Origin of the sequence: Sphingobacterium anhuiense, from assembly GCF_042686355.1 — a bacterium.
Lineage (GTDB): Bacteria > Bacteroidota > Bacteroidia > Sphingobacteriales > Sphingobacteriaceae > Sphingobacterium > Sphingobacterium anhuiense.
Map to the genome: position 1 here is coordinate 349,765 of NZ_JBHUPE010000007.1, position 23,585 is coordinate 373,349.

Below are 23,585 nucleotides of genomic sequence, written 5' to 3' on the forward strand. Positions count from 1 at the left end.
ATATTATCATGCATAAACATTGGAATATTAACAATATTTAGTATTTATATACTGGAAGCATTAGAATCTCAAAATTATTATTTAAAATGGTATTAAAATTTGAAATTTGATAAACGTTTGTTGCAGAACTTCTAATAGCCTTTTGCTCGTCGAACCAATTTGGATATGGCACTGGCTCTCTACCACTGTTAACACGAACGAAATTTATATATTCAACTGCGGATTTTCTATAAAAAGCTGATTTAAGGTCTACAATATTATATTCTGTATCTCCAATGTCGAATTTTGTACCAGTCTTTAAAATGGCATCTCCAAAATTTGCATAGGCTTCTCCAAGGAAATCATTTGACAATGTTCTCTGTACAGATGATGTATTTGATTCACTCTTTTCCGCACTTCCTCCAAATTTAAGACCTAATTTCTCTTTAAATAGTCCGCCAGGTTCAAAACTAAAATTAGTAGCATATTTTGCAGTAACTGTTTCTGAATCCGTATATACAGTATTATCATCATTTTCTCTAACCGAAAATTTCCACGTATAACCCATTTTTTCAAGGTTCCATTCCTTAATCGGTAAGTTACAATAATAAAATTTTGATTTTATATCTTTAAAAGTATAAATTACAGAATAATCACCCGAAGTTGGTCGTCCTATTATTTGTTCAGTGTAATTTACATCGAATAATTCCAAAGGATGAACACTTAGTACTCTTGAAGTTGCTGCACCGCCTCCGTCTATGTCACTTGTAATAATATCAATTTGTATCTCAAATTTTCCATCAGTCCAAATATTCTTCGTGGGTAAATGCCCACTCTTTGAATGCCAGGTATAATTTGTATTGTATCTAGGATCATTTTGATCCATCATAATAGAAAGTGCGGCAGGTTCAATCTTGATAGCCATAATGCTTTCAGTAAAAGTTTGGTCCAACCTTCCTTTGGCATTTGGGACATTATCAAGATTATAATAGATATGATCGCGTTGCCAACCGCCATCTCTGGGTATAAACTTATTATATGCATCTGTCAGTTTTTGAGATACTTCAAAATAAAACTTATCCTTAATATCAAGTCCGCGACCACCAACGGAACTTGCCTTTAACTTTTTACTAGGAATATTTTTTGTGGTTTGGTGATTATTATTTATCCCATCAAACGCTTCGTGAGCAAACACTAAATTATTTTCCTGTCCTTTTAAAGAAGATTTTAATGATGGCCCGTTAACTCTAAGGCGTTCATTTTCCTTTACTACAAGAGTTGGAAAACCAGGAATTTGATCCCTTTTAAGAGAAATTTCTTTTTTACCATCTAGATAAAGTTCAACTGATTTTGTTTTCTCGTGTGCAATTACAGGAATTTGATCCTTAGGAGACCAGGTTTCTGCATTAAAATCATTGGGCAACGTTGGAACTAATATTGTAATTGTAGGTAATACATTTTCTAACGAATCTACCTCTCCTTTTGTACCTTCGTAATTCTCCAGAATCTCTTTAAATGTTTTACGACCAGATACTATTTCGTTCTTACATAGCCCATAAATAACATCATAATCGTTATCCTTTTGCTTTAAAGCTTCATCTTTTATAAATTTCCTTAAATCACTGTTGTTCATAACAGCTTTTGAGAGAATAATAGAAAATTTTTCTAATCCATTTTCTTTTAGAGATATCTCAGTGGATTCATTGAGATTATCATTAAAGTTTTTATCCTTTTGACATGAGTTAAATAACAATAAAAAGGAAATTGTTAAAAATGAAAATTTCATCTTCATAGTAAATTAAAATAAGTTTTTAAAATTTTACCAAACATAGGAAAATTAAATCTTGCAACAAAATTTTGTAACAACTTTATTTCTCAATTAAATAAAATAATTATCAAAGATTAAATAGCAAAATAATATAGGAAATAAATCTGCTAAACAAACTTGATCCCAAAATCTTCAATTTTTAATGACTAATCAATTTTAAATCAAAAGATGAAGCAGGTTGAATCCTTATTAGAAGGAGAAACTACAAGGTTAACAGGAAAAACTTTTTTTGTTATAACTACTTCGCTAGGCTTAAGCTTAGCTTATATCTGTACACAGTTCTTTAAAAATATATCATCAACGAAATTAAAATCATTAAAACCGTCAGAAAATAAATTAGAAGACTTGTTTGGAATATTCTTTAATGCAAAAACATATCTAGTTACAGCATCATGTATAATGGAAACAACCTTAAATGAATTATTTAAAAATAAGTTTGATCGTATTTATGCATATGAAGTTTGTGCATTAGCAATAGCTTTCGGCATAGAGCCACATATACTTTTCGAATACTTCTACGGAGATGGTGAGCGGCCAATAATTGGCTTATTGCCGAAACCAGCTGAAGGAAAGTGAAGGATAAGGTCTATCATAAAATTCCATTCCTTTGAAAACTAAAACTTTTTAGTTTATTTAGCATAAGATTATATACGCTTCAAATTTGTAGGTTTAACAATCAAGTTATCCCTTTTTTCAGGATAAGGCTTTTGAATAGAAAGACTATTAAAAAAGATTTATTATCTGCCATTAATAATTAGGCAAAGGACTTCGAAATTTTTGAAGTCCTTTTTTATTAAAACAGTTTTACTTAAATAACGACAACTCAAATTTCATAGGTATGTTTTTGCATACTGCTTGGAACCACATAAATGTTAAATGATTATAATTTTTACTTGACCCAAACAAAACTACAACAAAATTGTTGTAGTTTTACCTAACATGAATTATTAGCCTAGAAATGAATATTGTTTTTGATGAAGATACAGGTCTTCTTGTGGTCGGGGAACACAGATTAGCCCTGGATAAATTTGAAGAAATATTTGCACACAATGAACACAGACGTTATATCTTTGAAAGATTTGGAAAATTACTGGAAATTTTCAAGCAAATATCATGCAGTCACATTTATGTGGATGGCAGTTTTGTAACGAAAAAGCCACATCCCAATGATATAGACGTATGTTGGCACATGGATGAAGATAGAGAGAAAAGAAACATACAACTGGAAACTCTTTTTAAAATATGTCCGGAACTAATTTTATTAAATGATGCTGGAAATAGAAAGCTTATCCAAGATCAATTTTGCGCAGATGTATTTCCAGCGAACACGACAGAAGGAGCTAGCGGCCTAATGTTTAAAGACTTTTTTCAAAGAGATAAAAATACAAATCAAGCAAAAGGTATTATAATTATTGACCTGCCATGATTAAGAACACACAACAGGAAAACCTGACTAAAGAGAAGATAGCTGAATTGACGGTGCACAGAAACACTGTTCTTGCTAATCAAGAGATGAGTGAAATAGAAAAATTATATTCATCACATTCTTTTGATGCCATGATATCTTCATTGAACGAAGAACTGGAAGAATATGAATCTCTCAAAACAGGAAATTTGAAATTACTTGAAGCCAAATCATTAGAGGAACTCCCAAAATTGATTATAAAGGCTCGAATAGCTCAACATTTGTCACAAACAGATTTAGCTAAAAAGATCGGTATTCAAGCTCAACAAATACAGCGATATGAAGCAAATGATTATCAAAATATCTCTTTTGATAGATTGATTGAAATTACAAAAGCTGTAGGTGTTTGCGTAGAATTTGAGAAAACAGTAATAGTAGGATCGGGACCAAAATTCTCAATTCCTAGTAATATTATTGAAGGGGACATCGCTAAGGCAGAACAAATCACAAAAGAAAGATCTTCTCTTGTATTTTAAGTATATGAAAACGATTACATTTTATTCTTATAAGGGTGGTGTTGGAAGATCCCTGGCCTTAAGTAATATGGCCATCAAGCTTTCTCAATTAAACAAGAAAGTCTTTGTCATCGACTTTGACTTAGAAGCTCCTGGCCTTCAATTTAAATTTGAAGAAGATTACGAGCACTTAAAAAATAAGTGCCAGCTTGGGCTCGTAGATTATATCCATGGTTTTGCTAATGAAAATATATTGCCAGAATCTCTCGAAGATTATACATGCGAATTAAGGGCAAAGAACATAAACGATACTAATATTCAATTCTTATCCGCAGGCAATTTTGAACAGAATGATTATTGGAGAAAACTGGCTACGACAAAGTGGTCTCAACTATTTTATTCTAAAAACTCGTACGGTATACGTTTCTTTTTAGACCTTAAAGCAAAAATTGAGAAAGAATATAATCCTGACTATCTTTTAATAGATTCTAGAACCGGAATTACAGATATATCGGGTATTACTTTAAAAATATTTGCCGATGAGATCGTAATCCTTGCGGTCAATAATACAGAGAACTTATTTGGCACAAATAAAATTATTACAAGCTTAACATCATCGGAAAATGAGCTGTTAAATCACAGTCCCAAAATACATTTTGTCTTAACTCGACTGCCCTTTCCGAAGGAGCCTGAGGAAAAGGCACAGGAATTTACCATATTGAAGCGCTGGGAAAAAGAAATATTCAAAAGTAGTAACGGAAAAATACAGGACGTTTCTATTATACATACAGATAAACAGGTAAATCATAAAGAAATTGTAAAAATTGGAGACAAGGCCAAAGTCAATACAATTACGTATGATTATCTGAATTTATTTGAAAAATTAATTGATGGAAATCTCTCTTCTGAGAATGAAACAAAATTTGAGGCCGAGCATCTGTTTAATAAAGCTTTAGTAGAAAAAGACTCTTTGCTAAAATTAGAACTATTAAATAAAGCAATACTGCTAGATCCATCACGATACGAATACTTTAAGGAAAGAGGTTTTACTTATTTCTTATCAAGACAAATAGATCAAGCTATTGGCGATTTTAGCAGAGCGCTAGAAATAAAACCCGGAGACACCATTTGTTTGCTGTATTTGGGAAATCTATTTTACAATAAACAGGATTATCAAAAAGCAATTGAATACCTAACACAAATCGATTATCAACTAGCATGGAAATCACTTCTACTCGGTATGGCCTATAATAACCAGGGAAATCCACAAAAAGCTGAAGAATGTTTTACCGAAGGAATTCAGCACAATCCTGAGGATCCTGAACTTCGGAATGCCCGTGCAGATATCCTCAGACGAAAGGGTAATTATGAAGATGCATTAATAGATATCTACAAAGCCATCGAACTAGCACCCGACAAAGGCATCTGGTTTGCCACACTTGCTGAAATATTATTGAATATGGGCAAAAAGGAGGAGTTCTATCTCAACTTTAACCTTGCATTATCTAAAAACATAAATGAATCCCAGCTCCGCTCAGCAAAAGATCTGTATGCCAAACTAAAAGATGATGAACGTTTCCTTGAACTATTAGAAAAATATCAATTAGATATAAACGAAATTTTAAAAGACTAAACCGCAACAGGAAACGCTATCAATACTTCCCGAAGAGGTGGTCATGAATAAAATATATGTATTTCGAGGGCATAAAGTAATGCTTGATAGTGATCTCGAAAAATTATATGGCATTGGAACTAAGGTCTTAAAACAGGACGTGCGAAAAAATATACCCCGTTTCCCTGATGATTTAATTTTAATTGCTTGAAATTTATTGTGAAATTGATTCCGTTAGGAATTTATGTTTAGTTATTAGAAAATGAATTTGAACTTTTGAGGTCACAATTTGTGACCTCAAAAACAGATAATAGAGGTGGTAGTCGATATTTGCCAATGATGTTCACTGAACAGGGAGTCGCAATGCTATCTTCCGTGTTAAAAAGCGACATGGTAGACTGACCTGTCTTCACAACGACAATTCAACGGTGATGGTGAGCGTCCAATTATTGGTTTATTACCGATACGAGGTAACGGAAATGAGTGAATATAAAATTCTTGATCGTTATGAACACAAAAAACTATACAAATTAAAAAAACCAATTAATTCATTAATTATAAAGTGTTTAGTAAATTGTCAAATTTACTAAACACTTTATAATTTCTTTGAGAGTGAAGCCTTACCATTAAACAGGGAAGGCTTCAAAAATAGGGAAGTCTGCCAAAATGGAAAGACTACAATATTGCACAAGATTTAGGGATATTTTTTTTATTATTTACTACTCCTTAATTGTTCTTCTTCATTTGGTTCTTTCATTCTTTGTGTAGTTTTTTGCTTTCCTTTTTTTATTGTATAAGATAAACTTATTCCAAATCGTCGGCTATCTCTATAATAATTTGTTGTTATCTCCTGTTGCATATAATTACTATTTATTTCTTGTTTAAATGTTCTAAATACGTCATCTAGTGATATGCTAGTTTTAAATGCTTTGTCTTTTCCAAAAGAGTAATTAGTAGAAAAGTAACACCAATAATATTTACTCGTGGAATAAATACCATTATTTGTCGGAGAATTGTATGAAAATGAAAAATTCGTATTTAAGTTATTACTTATTTTTACAAGGTTATTAATATTGAAATTATAATTCTTGTTGTCACTATTTATGTTGTTCTCACGTAGATTATAACTAGAATAACTTAAGCCTAAGTACAAGTTTGTAGTAAGAAATCTATTTATTTTTATAGGGGCTATAAATGAAAGTGTTTGGGTTTGCTGAGTTCCTGAATTTTTTTTAAATATTACCGTCGCACTATCTTGAATTATAGGAAAATCAAGAATAAAATCATTTGTAAATGAGTTGTAATAAGTTATATTGAATTTACTCTTGAATGATACTCCTACTTCATAATTATCACTTATTTCAGGTTTTAATAAAGGATTCCCTTTTAAAAAGTAATTAGGTGTAATTTCAAAAACGTAAGGATTAAGGTTGTTATAATTTGGTCTATTTATTCTTTTTCCGTAAGAAAAATACATAGACAACTTATCATTAAATAAATAGTTAGTGTTAATATTTGGGAAGATATTTAGATAAAGACTATCATTAAATATATTATTAATTGACGTTAACTCTGACCTAATACCAGCTTGGATATCTAATTTAGGTGTAATGTTAGTATTAAAGGAAAAATAAGCAGCCCCTATATTTTCAGTAAAATTAAATATATTATTAGAATAATCGTCGGGCTTTATGATCGTTGTTTCACTATTGGATTTCATGAAATTGGCTTTTATACCTGTTTCAAATTCTATTTTAGAAAGAAGTAATTTCGAATAGTTTATATTAAACGAAGTAACGTGAATAGCATAAGGAGTTTTTATAGTTTTATTTTCATTAATCTCATATAGCGGAAATTTGTATATATAAGAATTGTAAGAAGTAGGATTATCAGAAAATTTGCTTTTATTTATGGATAACTTTAAATTCTCTTTTTTAATGCTATCTATGTCCAAAGTGTAGTGTATGGTGCCAGATAATGAACTAAAAAAATTTTTGCTAACGTTTAATCCATTAAGGGAATAATTCTTTGTCAATGAGGAATTGTTTTGATTAATTCTCTCATCAAAATAACTACCATTCAGTGAAGCATGAAATGTACTTAGGTTTTTTGTGTAGCGAAGACCCGTTTTCAAACTATATACCTTAGGATCAACTAGTTGCTCTAAATCATCTAATACCGTGAGATTATTATGAGATCTTTTTTCCTTCGTATAATCAATTGATTTATTATTCATATAGTAAGGCAGCAAATAATACGAAAAATTATTATTGTCATAATTAAAACTACCATTTAATGTGTAAGAACTAGTCTTTCCTTGGGTATAATTACTTCTGAATGAAGTTTTATGACCTTTTATTTTTTCTTTAAATATTATATTTATAATTCCTGCATTTCCTTCAGCGTCAAATTTAGATGATGGTGACGTGATGAATTCTATTTTCTTAATATCTTCGACAGATAATGTTTTAATGAAATTTTGGACCTCTGAGGAAGACATTTTTTCTAAATTTCCATTTATCATAAGCTGTAGACCACTTTTTCCTATTATTTTTATATTTTCTTTTATATCTATATTAATAAATGGCGTGATTCTAAATAAGTCCATTACAGATTGCCCGGGCAGAGTTATAGCATCATTTAAATTCATAGTTATCTTTCCAGCCTCCCGTTTAAAAGTAATACTATTTCTTTCTACACTAACCGTATCAATATAAATTTGTTTGTATTTTAACCTTATAATTCCAATATCAAGAATGCTATCTGTCTTTGTTAATTTACTGATGTTTATTAATGAATCGATATATCCGATATAAGATATTTTAATGGTTTTATTCGAGTATTTATTATTATTATTAATGTAAAAAGATCCATCTTTATTCGTTGTTGTTTTAATTTCGGGAGACAATTCAATGATTGCTCCATTCAACGGAATATTTTTATCAGAAAGGATTATTCCCTTGAATATATTGTAATGCTGAGAAAATATCTCAAAAGAATGAATACTGAAAATTAATGCTAATAGTAATCTAATTTTCATTGTAGTTCTTTTTGGAAATTAAAAAATTTTGAGAATCGAAAGTTTAATGTATTCTTAATGGAATAAATCTCATTATTTGTGAGATAAATAGGGTAAACTGAAATCATTAAAATGGAATAATTATCAATCCTCATTAGGAATAAAATACCTAAATGCATTATAACACTTATTATAATAATGCATTTTTTATATTTTCTAGACCAAATTAGAACAGGGAAAAGAATTTCCCATATAATAGTTACATATGTTCCTAACTTAACTAAAAAGGTATTTTTTGCAATCACTAAACTTATGTCACTAATTAAAAAATCTTTTAGTTGTAAAGCATAGTATAAAGCAATACCTTTCTGCCAAGCCGGGCTAAATATTTTATCTAATGCGGCAAAGAAGTAGATTATGGCAAATTGTACCTTTAATCCTAGTAAGCAGTTTAATTGTACTATTCTCCTTAAATAATTTAATCTATATCCGAGATTAAATTTGCTCATTTTTAATCCAAATATGGGATTAGAATAGGATAAGCTTAAAAAAGGCAAGAGTACAGATATCACTGTATCCGCTCCATCGAGTATATATACATTTTTAAATTTTAAATGAAGAAGTATATAGAAAATATAAAAGCCAGATATAGTCTTATATTTACCTAAAATAAAAAAAAATGTAGCTAAAATGGAAGTCAATAATACTGACGTTAACAATAAATCGTTCCTGAAATTTATTTCCAAAAAAGAGATATTGTACCATTTCAGGATAGATGTATACATATCTTGGGGCACAATGGACATATTTCCAAATAGCTTTTCCCTAAATAGTAAATAAACTGAAAAATCTTTTAATAGAAGGAAGCCAATAATAACCCTTGTTATAGTTGTGCCTAAACTGTATTTATACATTATTTAAAAAGATAAGTTGGAGGCAAAATAATTTGTTTAACTTCTTCACTGTATGCCTTTTCTCTTTTGTCGTAGGGTTGAATGGGTTCATATATGAACATAATCTGAACTTTATCACTGTTTTCTTTATGTTTCGTCGTAGTGTAATATATATTTTTACTATAATTTATTAAAGATTTAAAACAAAAGCTATTCTTTATATAATTATCAATATATGTTACTCTTTTAGTTGAGTCTTTAATATCTTTAGAATTTATTATTGCAGTACTGTGTTTAGCGATAATTTCATTTGATACCCCATCTAAATATTTTGAAAGTCTTTGATCTATCGATAATAAAAAAGCATTTCTTTCATATAGAGGGGTGGTTATGTTGTACCAACTTGTAGTGTCAGTTTTATTACTAAATCTAATAAGACAGTTTATATTCCCTGTAGGTACGTTAGAAAACATTCCCCAATTTTGTTCAAAAATAGGCTCAACATATTTATTAGAAAATTTAGGATTTATAATTCCCTTTATATAATTTTGTGATAAATACAAGCCAATTATAGATAAGTGGATAATTAACGCAATCCTAATTATAAAAAACGATGCTTTTTTCATACTATTACAGAAATTTTCTTTTGATGTCTTTCGCAGGAATCTCACAATAGTTTATTTGTTTTGAAATGTGTAAACGATTTCTAGCAATTAAGTCATATAAAAAATTTCTTATGAATGATGGAATTATTTTGATAAAAGTGAAATAACAAAAGGGTTTCTTTATTTGCCTAAGTATTTCTATTACTGCATCACTTTTTACATACACTTTTTGCTGTTTTATAAGCGATATAGAAGCAGTGCTTAGATCGTACTGCTCCATAAGCTCTTTGCCCTTCATAGATTGATATGAAATAAAATAAAATTTATCTTGATAATCTTTTTTTGCGATCCAAATCATACTTTTATTGCAAAAACCACAAACGCCATCAAAAAGGATATAATACATAATTAGTTTATATTTTAGATATTTTTGCTACTATAGATTTTAATGTTTTAAGGCAGCGATCTTCTTCATTATACATATATTTAATATGCAACGTACGCTTTGATTTAATTATTTCAGGTTTAAATTCTTCTTTACAAAAATCCTTTGTTTGATATATAATTTGCTCCTTTGTATTAGAAAAAGCGTTTGGAAAAATACTGTCTAGAAATACTTTAATTTTTTTATCTTTTTTTTCTGGTAATTCTAAATTTACTTCATAAGTAAAGTGAAAATCTTTCTGATGATTATTTTGAGCGGGCCTATCTATGCACGACACTAAAAGTCCAATTAAGATATATATAAATTTTATTTGCTGTTTCATAATAAAAATAAATTGAGCCTATAATATTAATTATAGGCTCAATACGGTAATTGAACGATTATAAACTAGCTAATGATTGAGTCGTTGTAGTTCTTTTCGTTGTCGTCCTCGTAGTAGTCGTAGTCGTAGTTGTTCCAGGTTCTGATGTATCATTATCATCATCATCATTATCATAAAGATTACTAGTCAATGGGAGTGAGATTAATGATGTTACTGTTGGATCAGCTTTTACTGAATAAGTTTGATTAGCGTTAGCCATAAATACAGAGCCTAAAACAAGAGCCATAGCTGAAATTCCAAAAATTGCTTTTTTCATAATTTTTATATTTAAGTTATTTATAATAAATAAAAGTGTATTTTAAAGTAATTGAACGATTACAAACTGGCTAATGATTGCGTAGTTGTAGTTCTTTTCGTTGTGGTTCTCGTAGTGGTTGTAGTCGTAGTTGTCCCCGGCTCTGGTGAATATTCATCATTATCATCATTGTCATAAAGATTACTAGTCAATGGCAGAGAGATTATTGATACTGCTGTTGGATCAACTTTTACTGAATAGGTTTGATTTGCGTTGGCCATAAATACCGAACCTAAAACAAGAGTCATGGCTCCGATTCCAAAAAATGCTTTTTTCATAATTTTTATATTTAAGTAATTTAGAACAAATAAAGGTGTATGTTTTTTCACTAAAAGAAAAGTAACTATAAATTTGCTAGCGATTTAGAGCCTGTAGTCATCCTTACTTTTGTTGTGACATCAGCAGTTGAAGTCGAGCGAGTTTCTGGAACATCATTATCATCATCATCATCATTATAAAGATTACTAGTCAATGGGAGTGAGATTACTGATATGTCTTTGGTATCTGCTTTTACTGAATAATTTTGATTAGCATTAGCCATAAATATTGAACCTAAAAAAAATGCCATAGCACCCACTCCTAAAATAGTTTTTTTCATAATTTTTATATTTAAGTAATTTATAATATTTTAAAGGTAAAGCATTTTTTTAATATAAATGGTGACATATTTATATTCTTAAAAGAAATAATTAGTAATGACTTTCCCATGACAATCCATTTTTTTTCATAACAAATATATGGGCACCATCTTATACCCTAGTGTTAATGAACATTATAAAAGGATATTGTCTTATGATAAGAAAATAATTTGTGTAACTATAGCGAATAATTAGAGTTAAAACACTAATTATCAAGACTAAAATTACATAAAAAGATATTTAGCAATAGTTATAAAATAGAAGGGCTAGATTATTAAAAGGGAGAGCTAAGAAGATTTAAGTGGATTAAAAGTCAGACCAGTCGGAAATTCCTAAAATTCAAGAAAGTTAAACTCCACTACATACCTTACCTCAAGGTAAATTGATTAATGGGACTGATGAAGATGGAAGCTTGCTTTTTCAAAATACTCTTTTAAAATCTGAATAATAATGATGATTTAATATCTAATTAATTTGCTAAATCAATCAGACGTGTTCGTTTATTACCAATTCAACAATTATAAACTAGAATTCTTATGCATACTTTTTTGTTTCTCTTAACTTAATTTCCACTAAAATATAGCAACTCTAAATACTAATTTAAGACCAGCTTTTTAAGTTGCACCTATTAATCAATTGTGAATGCTAAATTTTGCAATTTCAAGAAGAAAAATAAATAGCATAAAAAATGTTCAATAAATAATACTAATATTATTTGTAAAATTATTTATTTAAATTATATTGCACACAAGGAACAACAACTTAACTTAATTGATATGTATTTAATGATAAAGGAATTATGAAATTTTATGAGAAATCTTTTAGAGACTTTGAGAACATTCCTTATCTTGATATAAATGGCTGGTCAAATTTATTTTCAAAATATCTCAAACATATAGGATATGATAATCACGAAAGTCATAGAATTATTGCAAAAGGTGGTTGTTAATCACAAATGATATTAGATAGTAAGTGTGTAAAAGAATTTACAAGTTATGTTTCAAATGATTACTTATGATTAACTCACCATTCAAAAATAAAACACGTTGCAATTAAAGGTATAGTAAAACATGGAGCAGGAGCCTCTCCACTTATTGGTGTTTTTTCTGACTATCATAAATTATTAGAGGAAAAAATCTCAGATTTTTTGGTTGGCTAGAAAATAGTTTTGTTGTATATATTTATCAGAATATCGTTAAGCGATTGAACTTATAGATGAAGAGCCAATTTGGTTAGAATTATTAAAAATTAATATTCACTATTTTAATAAAGGCTTAAATAAGTTAAATGTAAATTTTAGCAATGGGGAATCTGCAATATTTCCAATAAAAATTCGAAATACGGTTCAAACATAAAAGTTTAACAAGGAACTTATGGAACAAGGAAATTATACAAACCCGATCTTCTACCTAGCTGTTGCTAAAAGTGATGCTAGAATTAGAATGAGTTTATCCTCATTACACATTAGGGAGCAATTTGATTATACTTTAGAAACTATTTTAAGAATAAATAAGACTAGATGAGAAAAGTAGTAGATGGTGAAATACGAAACAGAAAAAGAACAGAAGAGAAACTAATAAATGCAGTAGGAGATCTTATAAAAGAAGAAGGCTATTCAGGATTGAATATGCGCAAAGTTGTTAAATTAGCTGGGGTGGATAAAAAATTAATTTATAGATATTTTGGAAATTTTGATGGGCTTATTAGTAGATACTTTAGAGAAAGAGATTTTTGGACTAGACATAATGAAAGAGTATTTGAAAACATAAATACCATTTTTAATGATCATGGAAAAAATATAGCATCTAGTTCTTTAATTAATTTATTTGAATATCTACAACATCAAGAGGACACTAGAAAAATATTGCTTTGGGAAATTTCTGAAAGTAATGATAATTTTAAAAAATTGAGCCTTGAAAGAGAATTATTAGGAAAAGAACTATTTCAAAGAACAGATTATTTCTTTGAGAATTCTGAAGTAGACTTACGTGCTTGTTATTCCATTTTACTAGCAGGGGTATATTATTTATCTCTCCATTCCAATTCTACAGGAGGAAATTTTTGCGAAATAGATATATCGAAATCTGATGGATCAAAAAGAATAAAAAAGGCCATTCAAAATATAATAGATTTACTATATAATGAAGTATAGTTTTAGAAAGTATGTTTAAATTATAATTCTAGCATATCAAAAAGATAAGATATAAACCACTTATTTTTTATTTAATAGAGAGCCTCCTTTATTACTGAATCCTTTTTATTTGAGTTCTATTTAAGCATTACATAAAATACATTAATAAAAATATTCACCAAGCTCGTTAAATGCACCATTTAAAATTGTGGAAATCATTTAAATTGGGGTGATTGTATGTAATTTAGGAAAGATAGTTATCTTAAAGAAGCACAAGAATATATCAACAGATTACAGATAATTTTTTTTAATTTAATTTTATTGTAAACTGCTAAAATTAACGATCGTCCTACAATTTTGAAAAGAGAATCACTGTGCAACAGGTTTGCCATACGTGGCTATTTGCTACTTTTACTTTTGATGCAATTTGGATTACCAGCTTTACCACAGGCTAGACAATCCAACAGCCCAGTCGCTCCATCTGTCATTAAAATGGATGTATCCAGATTGCGGGCATTACCACAGGCTAAACAACCCAAGAGTATAGTTTTCTCCACTCGCCCCACTGAGACGAAAAAGAAGCGTTCTATAAGACCTTTAATTATTGATTCGATTTCTCCCTGTTATGTTTTAAATATTGATCCTGAAGAGGAGGAGGGTGTTTTTACAATCACAACGATACCACCCGCACCAAATAAGGGAATAAAAGTTTACCTCCAGCAATTAGCTACAACAATGGGCCTGCCTGCAGTTAAACCCAATATAGGGCTAAAATCTGACTCAATCAGTGTTCAATTTCTTATATTCCAGAATGGTTGGATCGCTGCTTTAACAAGCAGAGAACCAAATACCCCTAACCCTGGCCACGGAGTCATACTACATGCTATAAAAAAAAACGCCTGCGTTTGGAGGCCCGCACTGCAGGCAGGAAGCCCGAGGGTATACCTACTAAAAATGGTGATCTACTACAGTAGGGATGAAAATGGAAATATCCTGTCGTTAGATAATCTTTACTATCGCCCTAGCGCCAACATCGAAAAAAAATCAAAACTAAAAAATAGTATTTAAAAAAAACGCAGTATGATAACATTCCTACCTGTTCAAAACTTGCGAACGCCAGTTATAGGATTACCTGTCGCAGATGTGGGAAAGGAAAGTGAGGGAATAAGGTTCGCGTAATATGCGAAAGGCGATATATTTTATTCCTTGGGCATGAAGTAATGCTGGATAGGGATCTCACAGAATTACATGGGGTTGAAAAGAAAAGATTAAATGAATATGTACGGTTCAACTTAATCAGATTCATTGAGGATTTCATGTGCACATTAATTATTTAAGAATTTGAACTTGAAGTCGCAAAATGCGACAGTAAGTTGGGGAGGAAGAAGATCTGCACCAAAATGTATTTACTGAATTGGGTGTTCTTATTTTATCTAGCGTAATGAACAATGAACAATCAATTCAGGTAAGTATATAAATCATAATAATTTTTGCTAAAATAAGATAACATTTAGCTGAACATAATAGCATGAACTTTCATAACTGTAATAAAAAAGAAATTTTTTAGGCATGGGAGAAAAGTTTTTAAGCATTTTTTTAACATACAAGTATCGAAATTGAATACCCTAACATAAAGAAGACCAAATGGGTGAAACATTCGGTCTTCTTATTATCATACTATATCAAACTTATTATACCTTAGATAAGGTGAATAATAGTTTTTGTGCGAAATTTATTTCAATGATACATTAGTTGTCAATATCTTCCCTGTTGACACTGGGTTTTCTTTGACCACTTTTCCATCAATTAATATCTGCGCTTTTAAAGTAGATTGGTCAGATGGTCCAACAGCATTTGCACTGATCATCGTAGTTTCTTCATTGTTTGTCACAATTTCGCTTGTCCATGTAGAACCAAAATCACCTGTTTTAGTCACAACAGAATTATCAGAATAATAGACAATTGTTGAAATATTAACTCCCTCTGAAGCAACCAGCTTGTACTGAACTTTCGCTTTCCCACCTTCTGGAGCAGGATCATCTTTATCACTACAGCCTGTTAAAGAAAATGTTGTAGCACCAACCAATAGCGTTAGCAAAAATAAATTTTTAAGATTTTTCATATATTTAATTTTAAATCTAGGCTTTTACAATTTTCGTGCCTAGGAGATTTTACTATCTTTTTAAAGTCATATTTAGCTGTTAAGATTACTGATCCACTACAGTAGGGATGATAAGGGAAATATCCTGTCGTTAGATAATCGTTAATATCGCCTTTGCGCAAACCTCCAAAAAAAGTGTTTAAAAAAAACGCAGTTTGGTGGCATTCCTGCCAAAGCATCTCGTAATCTTCTAACCATCTCACCTTTTAGTTATCTCAACTTTGCCGTAACGGAAAAGTCTACCTTGCCTAATTACTAAATACTAATATCTAATTACTTTAGAGTAACCAACTAACTTTTTAACTATCTAACCTTCTAACCATTTCACAGCAACATTTCATTTTAATAAAGAAAAATATTATCTTTAATATTTACAATTATCTTCCAATTCTAACAACTAATATTTTTAGACGATTTGAATCCTACACAAGAAGCAATCATTGCAAATGCATTTTCGATCGTAAAAGAGTTTTACAATAAAACTGGCAGAACGCCTGTTCGCCGTGAAATGGAACATATCAATACCATAGCCCGACGCTATTTCGGTACCTGGAACAATTTTATTGCAGCTGCAGGACTACAGCCTCATATCCAAAAAACAGAAGCAATCGTCAAAGCTGAACTATTTGCCCAATTACATGATTTCTATCAAACGAATAAGCGCATACCCATGCGTAGAGAATTTTCTTCAAAATCAGGAAGTATCCACAAGTATTTCGGATCCTGGAATAAATTTATCATTGCAGCAGGATACGATGCAAATGACAGACGTATCCCTTCGAAAGGGAAACTAAAAAACTCCTTAGTCCGTTATTACATCAAGCACCAGCGGTCGCCTGCGATCTCAGAATGTCTAAAAAGTAATGGGCTTTATAATGATCGATCTTATTTGACCCATTTCAATGTCAGCACTTGGGCTGATGTATTGGAATATGTCGGGTTACCGCCATACTTCAGGATCACTACGCTGACCGAGGAAGAAGCTAAAGAAAAGGTTATAAAACTGATCAAAAAGCATCGTATTAAATTTATAAAAGATTATCAACGTTTAAAACCGGAAAACTATCCTTCGGCATGGTACGTTAAGGAAAAATTCGGGTGGAATAACCTATGCTATATAGCTGGAACGAAAATCCCATTAACGAAATTCAGTATAAAAGATCATTACCTCCTTTTGACCAAGAAATTAGGAAGAACGCCCACTGTAAAAGAACTAGAAGCTAAAATGGGCGTAACTTCAGGAGCTATGACCTGGAAGCTTAATCAACCTTTAAATGATTTTATTCACTCCATCGGCCAAATTCCAAGCAACAAAACACCTGAGCGCTGCAAGCTCAGTAAAAAACAATTGGCCGAGCATTACAAGACAGAAAGTATCTTACATGGCTTTGAAAATGGTATCCCCCGTAGTAAGCTGCTAGAACTGACAGGATACTCCAGAGAAGTTTATGAAAAGCGTTTTCATTGCATGAACGGCATACGCCTAGTTTGCGGTTTTAAATTAAGCACCGTAGGTCTACGCCACTATACCGAAGAAGAATTACGCAACATATTGAAAAAACCTAAATATGTCAGACAACGTTAAAGACAAGACATAAAAAAAAGCATCCTCAAAAATTGAGAATGCTTTTTTTATGATAGCAATATTAAGCTACGCTTATTTTTTCTTTATTTTTTTCTGTTTCTGAGCATTGGGAATAAACTCTTCCAAGTTTTCTTCTTTCACCCCTTTAGGACTTGTCCACAGTTTCTTCTTATATGCATCGATCTTTTGTTCGATCTGCTGTGCATCTTGCGCTTGCTGTGCTTCATCACCCAATTTCAACGCTCCGGCAGATGATTCACGGATGATAGTACTTGCATACTTCTTTTGAACGAATAAATCATCCATTGTCATATCGTATAAACCTTTATCCGGATCTGTAATATCCACTTTAACCAGACTGTAACGTAACTGCGGGAAATATAACCAAAATGCAGGACTAGAACCAACCGATTCCGCTAATTCAGCAGAAGTTGTAATATTCATTAGCGGAGCAACGCCGATAATACGGCTTTCCAAACGGCTACGCTGTTTATCAAAGAAGATATCTTCTTTAATGCGGAATTTCGTTACGCGGGTTGGATCAAATTCATTTAAAGTCATCTTTGAATCGATCTGGTTTCCCTCATCATCAAAAATTGGAACCAATACACTATCCGTAAAACGGGCCATACCTTCGTTGGCACTCATTCTACCTTTAAAAGAATCATCATCAGGACTATATAGAGACAATTTACCTGTTTCGATAGATTTCATAATGATTTCCATTAATGAATTTCCAGGAGTAGCGAGAAGCGCATTTTTTTCATCTTTCAGATCAATATCACGCCATACCCTCTTATAAAAGCGGATATTTTTCATGTTAATCTCTGGATATGCGAAAGGAACTGCATCCTCTAGATTATTGGCCTGATAAAAACCATCCGTTGTCGGTATGGTATCCATTAAAACGTCTCCTTGTACGGCAGTTGTAACCTGTTGCGATTTCAAACTATCCGGTATTTCTTGTTGCGCAAAGACTGGTACAAATCCTAAAGCCATTGCCATTGTTATAAATATCTTCATCTGAATTTATATTTTAAAATTTTCTAGTCTTACTTTGGATTGTTGGCATCTCAAATGCCGACATCACGCAACGGAAACCGATGTAAGAGTGCGGCTCATAATCCACCGAATAATTACGGGTATCGGTATTCAATTGCTCACCATTATCTTTCCATGAACCACCACGAACTACTTTTCTTTTCAATGCATCCGCATCTTTTTCATCTGCATCATACAAAAGAGCAGGATTTAAATCGTTCACAAAAACCATTGCAGAAGGACTAAAAGCATCCAATGTCCATTCAGAAACATTCCCTGCCATATTATATATTCCAAAAGCATTTGGAGTATAAGACTTCACGGGAAGCGTAAAAGTTGCTCCATCACGAGAATAGGTACCATCGCCCTGCTTAAAGTTTACTGCTAACTTTTCTTTACCTTCAGATCCATCGATTGTCATGCGTTTTGTAGAAGAAGTATCACGTGGATCCAATTTACCTTCAGCGGCATACTGCCATTGCGCTTCAGTAGGCAGGCTCAAAGTTAATTGGTAACCGCTCAAATAAGAGTTTTTCATTAAAGTCGCCATGATCTCTTTACCTCTCCAGTCTGTAAAAGCACGTGCCTGTCTCCAGGTTACACCCACTACTGGGTAATAATCAAAAGATTGATGTGTAAAATAGTTGACATCAAGCGAAGCGAGTTGTGCATTTGGAAAATCAGAAGACCAGATTTCTTCTACCGGCATCACTGGAACCGTATCGGTCACATAGACCTTATTAATATTACCTTTTGTCTTTTGATAAGAGAAACGGTAGCGTAACACCTCTGGATTTAAAGTGCGCTGAGAGCCTCTCATTTCGAGCATTGGTGCTAAGCGCTCACGGATAGTAGGATCATTGCTTTTCCAAATTGGAGAAGCCTTCTTTACCTTTTTCCAGTCAATTCTTCTTTCCTCTCCCTGTTCACCAGTATTTAGAAAGTACTGATCATCATTCAGGTAATCTGTTACGGCAATTGAATCCGCTACCCAGTTGATAAATTCACGGTATTGTTTATTGGTCACTTCTGTTTCGTCGATAAAGAAAGCACTTAAGCTTACGTTTTTACCTGTATCAGCAGTGTCAAGAGAGCTCTTAAAAAGGATAGTTCCAGAAGGTACATACACCATTCCCGGAGGCGCTGGCATTTTGCCAGCACGAAATGCGGCAACTTTAGGCGCTTTATATATAGATGAGCTTGATTTACAAGCCTGCATAGACACTAAAACTGTTAAAATAAACAGCCCGAATGTAAATGTCGGATAGTGTTTTCTCATTTTATTCATATGCATATAATTATTACATGAGCTCGCAAGCTCGGTTAGATTTTTAATAGGTCATATGGAATATCCAAACTATATGCATTCGTATTTGTGAATTCTGTACTACATGGATATTTCATAATTGCGGTTGTTAATTATTTATAGAATAGTATCTTTTATTATCAAATTAGTTCCGGTTGAAAAAGGCATATTTCACACCAACAGTCATCACGCCATATTGGTCATTATTTTTATTAATTACGCCATCCAGATTATCATTAAAGCTTAGACCATGTTGGTAGTTCACATTTACCGCCCATTTTGGACCGTATAATGTCCTTCCAAAAGGGATATCTACACCTATATTTACGGGAACGACGAAATGAATGCCAGAACGATCATCTGCAATTTCGCCACCAACATTAGCTATAGCTTCTCTATAGGTCGTTGTAAAATCAGTTGAAATACGATTTTTCATCAATCCAGCTCCCGCTCCAATATAAACATTCGATAAAATACGTTGAAACGTACTTGCTCCCAAAGTATAATAACTGTAATTATCGGGCAGATCCATAAATTGACCTAATCTTAACTTTGCGTTCACGTTACCTGCATAGTAGCTATTCTTGTAAGAATTATCATTACTCTCACCTGTTAATTCACCTTTTTGCGCCTGCAATCCGACAGATACAAATGGGGTCAGTAAATAATCCCCTTCTCCGTACCATGCAAAATTTACTTTCGAATTTTTCAGATCTGTCAAACCATAAGAAACTCCTGCCCCTGCTCCTATACTAATAGGACGAGAAAACTGGGCTGAAGCAGTCGCAAGACAGCCTGACATAATAAGGGTAAAAAATAGTTTTTTCATTGTATAAGTTGATTTGTTATTAGAAACGAAATTATTGGTAACATTGTTGTTGCAATTGCAAAAATCCTATGCAGACCAAGCTTTTGTTTTTCATGAAGGTTCCTAGCAATTTTTAAGCCATACAAGTGATTGCAAAATTTTTAATTTCAAAATTTTGCAAAATCATCAGTCTTAAAAAAAGCAAAAATCAATAAAAAAACCTATTTTTGGATAGACACTATATTTATAAAAATACATGGACATTAGACTTAGGGATGTTTTTTTTCAATTATTGCGTATCGGATTATGGGGTAAAGAGTCATTACAACTTACAACACCATTATCAGAAAGTGATTGGTCGAAAATAAGGTCTTATGCCATCCATCATACCGTCGAAGGTCTTATCTACGATAGTTTTAAATATCTGGAGGAGAACCAATTGCCACCACAGGCGCTAAGGTTGAAATGGACTATTCGAATTGATCAGATCGAACGCCATAATGCCAAGATGAATGAAGTAATCGCATCACAATATACAGCATTCATCAAACAGGGGCTTCAGCCTATTCTACAAAAAGGACAAGGAGTAGCAGCTTGTTATGAAATACCACAACATCGTATTTCTGGAGATATCGATTGGTATTTCGAAGAAGACAGATATGCTAAAGCACGTCAGATGCTTAAGGATAAAAATTTAGCTTTTAAAGACACCCATGGTTTCAGCTTAGAATATGACTGGAAAGGCATCCATATCGAACATCATAAACGACTTTTTGATATCCGAAGTCCGTTTAAATCTACTTATCTTAAAGAAATTCAAAAAAGTTATCAGAATAAACAAAAGGAGCTGATTATTAATGGTGTACCGATCAGACTACTCGCTCCTGAACTGCAATTATTACAGGTCAATGCCCATATCTTAAAACATTTAATTAATTTTGGAATCGGTTTAAGACAAATATGTGATTCAGCACGATTATATCATCATGTCGCATCACAAATTGATTCAAAGATTTTAAAAGAGATTTATAAAAAGACAGGAATACTCAATTGGACCCATCTATTACATATCCTATTAGTCGAAAATTTAGGCTTAAAAAAAGAATTACTTCCTTTTCCATATCCGCCAGCTTGGAATGCACAGTGGATGATGGACGAAATTTGGTACTCAGGCAACTTTGGTCAACATGATGAACGATACGAAGGCGCTAAAATTACCGCGATATCTGCTCGTCCAGAAGGAGGACTTCGTATGTGGTTAAATTTTAAACGCTATTTAAGATATGCTCCGCAGGAAGTACTCTTTTTTCCTATTGTTCATACCTATTCTAAATTTCTAGGAATTGATAAAGATTAATTAGAGTTAGAAGGTTAGATAATGGTTAGATAATGGTTAGAAAGTGAGAATGGTCTAACTAACTAACTAACTAACTAACTAACTAACTAACTAACTAACTAACTAACTAACTAACTAACTAACAGTCTAACGATCTAACCTTCCTATAAAATATTCCAAAGGCCAGGTATAATCATCCAAAGGAGCATGCTCTATTTCATGATCGGCAAATACCAGTAACTCACTCTCTGGCTGCAAAGCTCGAAAAGTAGTGCCATATCCTTTAGGAACGTGCAAAACTTCCATGTTAGCAGAATCTAAATTTACTCTTTCAATAGGAAGATCCTTTGCCGGTTCGTCCCAGTTATCAATCTGAATCAGCTCAACTTCAAAGGCACCAGCTGTAACATAAAACCAGCGTTGTTCAATACGATGTGCCCGCCAACCACGCACTAATTGCACATCGGCATTTTTAATCATATAGAACCGTTTTACCAGAGACATATCAAAATCATTGACAAAACGGATATGCCCGCGTTGATCTTGAGCTATCCCTCCTTGTATTTTTTGTATAGACGCTATACTATTTGACATAGGTTTTTATAATGTAGGTTTTCAAAATAAGATAAATTGCACTCAACCCAATAAGTAAGCTTACTGAAAAGATGATTTGAGCTGTGACATTCTGATTTGAGAATTGAATAACTAATAATCCAATTAAAAATTGGATGAGTCCATAACAGAAAGAAACCACCAATTTATTAGCTTTCGCTTCATTACCTAGAAACTGATAAAGATGAGAACGATGTGCTTCAAAGATATTCTCTTTTTTTATTAAACGACGAACGATTGTCCAGACTGCGTCAATACCATATATCGATAAAAATAATATATAGATGACATTACCTGTTTTAATAATTAGGGCACCTAAGGCAAATAATAAAATGAAAGCAATAGCCACTGCTCCTACATCTCCAGCAAAACATTTTGCTTTGGTTCGAAAATTAAAAAATGCAAAGACAAGAACGCCCATTAAAGAGTAAATAAGTAGATCTTGTTCTATGAAATGGATTTTATCGTTAACAATCATCAACAGTACACCAACAGCCAAGCTATAACAGGCTGTAATGCCATTGATACCATCCATAAAATTATAGGCATTGATCACGCCAACTACTATAATAAATGTAATTAGCAGATAATACCATGGCATATTAAACAGATCAAGCTGATAGGTCATTAGCAACACTGAGCTAAAGTGAATCAGAAGTCGGATTTTGTTCGATAATGTAAAGACATCATCCAAAAAAGAAACTGCCGTCATTAACGTTAAGCCTAGAAAAAACCAGGGATATTGAAAACCCGAAAGTATAAAGAAGATGAGTGCGCCAAAATAAAAAATAATACCACCACCACGTAAAGTAATAGTAGTGTGTGAAGAGCGCTCATTAGGTTTATCAATAATATTAAAACGATCGGCTATTTTAAAATAAAGAAGCTCGAGGATTATTAAGACAATGAATACGATAATATAAGTCATTTGTTATGCAATATATTTATTAGCGGTACAATTATATAAAAATCTGGTTTTAGTGCAACTT

General features: G+C 32.0%; 26 protein-coding genes. 11 read left to right on the top strand and 15 right to left on the bottom strand.

Annotated features, from left to right (window positions below; genetic code table 11):
- Window positions 1-37: 37 nt before the first annotated feature.
- Window positions 38-1,765 carry a hypothetical protein gene (locus ACFS6I_RS18100; RefSeq protein WP_380922725.1) on the bottom strand — a complete coding sequence of 576 codons (1,728 nt, stop codon included), beginning with the start codon at window positions 1,763-1,765 and terminating at the stop codon, window positions 38-40.
- Between the two features lie 210 nt (window positions 1,766-1,975).
- Here ACFS6I_RS18100 and ACFS6I_RS18105 point away from each other — a divergent pair, with 210 nt between their 5' ends.
- From ACFS6I_RS18105 to ACFS6I_RS18130, 6 genes are all read left to right on the top strand, one after another.
- Window positions 1,976-2,383: a hypothetical protein gene (locus ACFS6I_RS18105; protein ID WP_380922727.1), complete on the top strand. Its 408-nt coding sequence runs from the start codon at window positions 1,976-1,978 to the stop codon at window positions 2,381-2,383.
- 382 nt (window positions 2,384-2,765) lie between these two features.
- The gene (locus ACFS6I_RS18110) at window positions 2,766-3,233 is read left to right on the top strand and encodes a DUF6932 family protein (protein WP_380922729.1); all 468 of its coding nucleotides are present in this window, start codon (window positions 2,766-2,768) and stop codon (window positions 3,231-3,233) included.
- Window positions 3,230-3,748 (top strand): helix-turn-helix transcriptional regulator, encoded by a 519-nt coding sequence (locus ACFS6I_RS18115; protein WP_380922731.1) that lies wholly within the window; start codon window positions 3,230-3,232, stop codon window positions 3,746-3,748. Before ACFS6I_RS18110 ends, ACFS6I_RS18115 begins: the two co-directional genes overlap by 4 nt.
- 4 nt (window positions 3,749-3,752) lie before the next feature.
- Window positions 3,753-5,360, top strand: a complete 1,608-nt coding sequence (locus ACFS6I_RS18120) for a KGGVGR-motif variant AAA ATPase (RefSeq protein ID WP_380922733.1) — start codon at window positions 3,753-3,755, stop codon at window positions 5,358-5,360.
- 79 nt (window positions 5,361-5,439) lie between these two features.
- Entirely contained in the window at window positions 5,440-5,550 is a 111-nt protein-coding gene (locus tag ACFS6I_RS18125; protein ID WP_380923071.1) for an ORF6N domain-containing protein, read from the top strand.
- Window positions 5,551-5,630: 80 nt separating this feature from the next.
- Window positions 5,631-5,741 (top strand): hypothetical protein, encoded by a 111-nt coding sequence (locus ACFS6I_RS18130; RefSeq protein WP_380922735.1) that lies wholly within the window; start codon window positions 5,631-5,633, stop codon window positions 5,739-5,741.
- 310 nt (window positions 5,742-6,051) lie between these two features.
- On the opposite strand, the gene ACFS6I_RS18135 is transcribed toward ACFS6I_RS18130, so the two are convergent.
- The 8 genes from ACFS6I_RS18135 to ACFS6I_RS18170 all read right to left on the bottom strand — a co-directional run bounded on the left by ACFS6I_RS18135 (window position 6,052) and on the right by ACFS6I_RS18170 (window position 11,576).
- Window positions 6,052-8,379: a TonB-dependent receptor domain-containing protein gene (locus tag ACFS6I_RS18135; RefSeq protein WP_380922737.1), complete on the bottom strand. Its 2,328-nt coding sequence runs from the start codon at window positions 8,377-8,379 to the stop codon at window positions 6,052-6,054.
- Entirely contained in the window at window positions 8,376-9,272 is an 897-nt protein-coding gene (locus ACFS6I_RS18140) for a hypothetical protein (protein WP_380922739.1), read from the bottom strand. Before ACFS6I_RS18140 ends, ACFS6I_RS18135 begins: the two co-directional genes overlap by 4 nt.
- Window positions 9,272-9,877: a DUF5819 family protein gene (locus ACFS6I_RS18145; RefSeq protein ID WP_380922741.1), complete on the bottom strand. Its 606-nt coding sequence runs from the start codon at window positions 9,875-9,877 to the stop codon at window positions 9,272-9,274. The genes ACFS6I_RS18140 and ACFS6I_RS18145 overlap by 1 nt, the downstream gene beginning before the upstream one ends.
- 4 nt (window positions 9,878-9,881) lie before the next feature.
- Window positions 9,882-10,262 (bottom strand): thiol-disulfide oxidoreductase DCC family protein, encoded by a 381-nt coding sequence (locus tag ACFS6I_RS18150; protein ID WP_380922743.1) that lies wholly within the window; start codon window positions 10,260-10,262, stop codon window positions 9,882-9,884.
- Between the two features lie 7 nt (window positions 10,263-10,269).
- Window positions 10,270-10,623, bottom strand: coding sequence for a hypothetical protein (locus tag ACFS6I_RS18155; RefSeq protein ID WP_380922745.1), 354 nt, complete (start codon window positions 10,621-10,623; stop codon window positions 10,270-10,272).
- 58 nt (window positions 10,624-10,681) lie between these two features.
- Window positions 10,682-10,939: a hypothetical protein gene (locus tag ACFS6I_RS18160; protein ID WP_380922747.1), complete on the bottom strand. Its 258-nt coding sequence runs from the start codon at window positions 10,937-10,939 to the stop codon at window positions 10,682-10,684.
- Between the two features lie 59 nt (window positions 10,940-10,998).
- On the bottom strand, window positions 10,999-11,256 hold the full coding sequence (locus ACFS6I_RS18165; protein ID WP_380922749.1) for a hypothetical protein: 258 nt from the start codon (window positions 11,254-11,256) through the stop codon (window positions 10,999-11,001).
- A gap of 65 nt (window positions 11,257-11,321) precedes the next feature.
- The gene (locus tag ACFS6I_RS18170; protein ID WP_380922751.1) at window positions 11,322-11,576 is read right to left on the bottom strand and encodes a hypothetical protein; all 255 of its coding nucleotides are present in this window, start codon (window positions 11,574-11,576) and stop codon (window positions 11,322-11,324) included.
- 1,559 nt (window positions 11,577-13,135) lie between these two features.
- Here ACFS6I_RS18170 and ACFS6I_RS18175 point away from each other — a divergent pair.
- From ACFS6I_RS18175 to ACFS6I_RS18185, 3 genes are all read left to right on the top strand, one after another.
- Complete coding sequence (locus tag ACFS6I_RS18175; RefSeq protein WP_380922753.1) at window positions 13,136-13,768, top strand: TetR/AcrR family transcriptional regulator; 633 nt, start codon at window positions 13,136-13,138, stop codon at window positions 13,766-13,768.
- 381 nt (window positions 13,769-14,149) lie between these two features.
- Window positions 14,150-14,815: a hypothetical protein gene (locus ACFS6I_RS18180; protein WP_380922754.1), complete on the top strand. Its 666-nt coding sequence runs from the start codon at window positions 14,150-14,152 to the stop codon at window positions 14,813-14,815.
- Between the two features lie 128 nt (window positions 14,816-14,943).
- A complete protein-coding gene (locus ACFS6I_RS18185) occupies window positions 14,944-15,084 on the top strand; it encodes an ORF6N domain-containing protein (protein ID WP_380923073.1) in 141 nt (46 codons plus the stop codon).
- Window positions 15,085-15,479: 395 nt separating this feature from the next.
- Here ACFS6I_RS18185 and ACFS6I_RS18190 read toward each other — a convergent pair whose 3' ends face one another.
- Window positions 15,480-15,869, bottom strand: a complete 390-nt coding sequence (locus ACFS6I_RS18190; RefSeq protein ID WP_132846113.1) for an MmpS family transport accessory protein — start codon at window positions 15,867-15,869, stop codon at window positions 15,480-15,482.
- Between the two features lie 454 nt (window positions 15,870-16,323).
- Between ACFS6I_RS18190 and ACFS6I_RS18195 the strand changes: the two genes are divergently transcribed.
- Entirely contained in the window at window positions 16,324-17,493 is a 1,170-nt protein-coding gene (locus ACFS6I_RS18195) for a homing endonuclease associated repeat-containing protein (protein ID WP_380922756.1), read from the top strand.
- Between the two features lie 72 nt (window positions 17,494-17,565).
- On the opposite strand, the gene porN is transcribed toward ACFS6I_RS18195, so the two are convergent.
- From porN to ACFS6I_RS18210, 3 genes are all read right to left on the bottom strand, one after another.
- Window positions 17,566-18,516: a type IX secretion system ring subunit PorN/GldN gene (gene porN, locus ACFS6I_RS18200; RefSeq protein ID WP_380922758.1), complete on the bottom strand. Its 951-nt coding sequence runs from the start codon at window positions 18,514-18,516 to the stop codon at window positions 17,566-17,568.
- 13 nt (window positions 18,517-18,529) lie between these two features.
- On the bottom strand, window positions 18,530-19,813 hold the full coding sequence (gene porK, locus ACFS6I_RS18205; protein WP_380922760.1) for a T9SS ring complex lipoprotein PorK/GldK: 1,284 nt from the start codon (window positions 19,811-19,813) through the stop codon (window positions 18,530-18,532).
- Between the two features lie 172 nt (window positions 19,814-19,985).
- A complete protein-coding gene (locus tag ACFS6I_RS18210) occupies window positions 19,986-20,669 on the bottom strand; it encodes an outer membrane beta-barrel protein (RefSeq protein WP_380922762.1) in 684 nt (227 codons plus the stop codon).
- A 235-nt stretch (window positions 20,670-20,904) separates the two neighbouring features.
- Between ACFS6I_RS18210 and ACFS6I_RS18215 the strand changes: the two genes are divergently transcribed.
- Complete coding sequence (locus tag ACFS6I_RS18215; protein ID WP_380922764.1) at window positions 20,905-22,005, top strand: nucleotidyltransferase domain-containing protein; 1,101 nt, start codon at window positions 20,905-20,907, stop codon at window positions 22,003-22,005.
- A gap of 126 nt (window positions 22,006-22,131) precedes the next feature.
- Here the strand turns inward: ACFS6I_RS18215 and ACFS6I_RS18220 are convergent, their stop codons facing one another.
- Both ACFS6I_RS18220 and ACFS6I_RS18225 read right to left on the bottom strand, forming a co-directional pair.
- A complete protein-coding gene (locus ACFS6I_RS18220) occupies window positions 22,132-22,578 on the bottom strand; it encodes a WxcM-like domain-containing protein (protein WP_380922766.1) in 447 nt (148 codons plus the stop codon).
- Window positions 22,568-23,524 carry an MraY family glycosyltransferase gene (locus tag ACFS6I_RS18225; protein WP_380922768.1) on the bottom strand — a complete coding sequence of 319 codons (957 nt, stop codon included), beginning with the start codon at window positions 23,522-23,524 and terminating at the stop codon, window positions 22,568-22,570. Before ACFS6I_RS18225 ends, ACFS6I_RS18220 begins: the two co-directional genes overlap by 11 nt.
- Window positions 23,525-23,585: the final 61 nt, after the last annotated feature.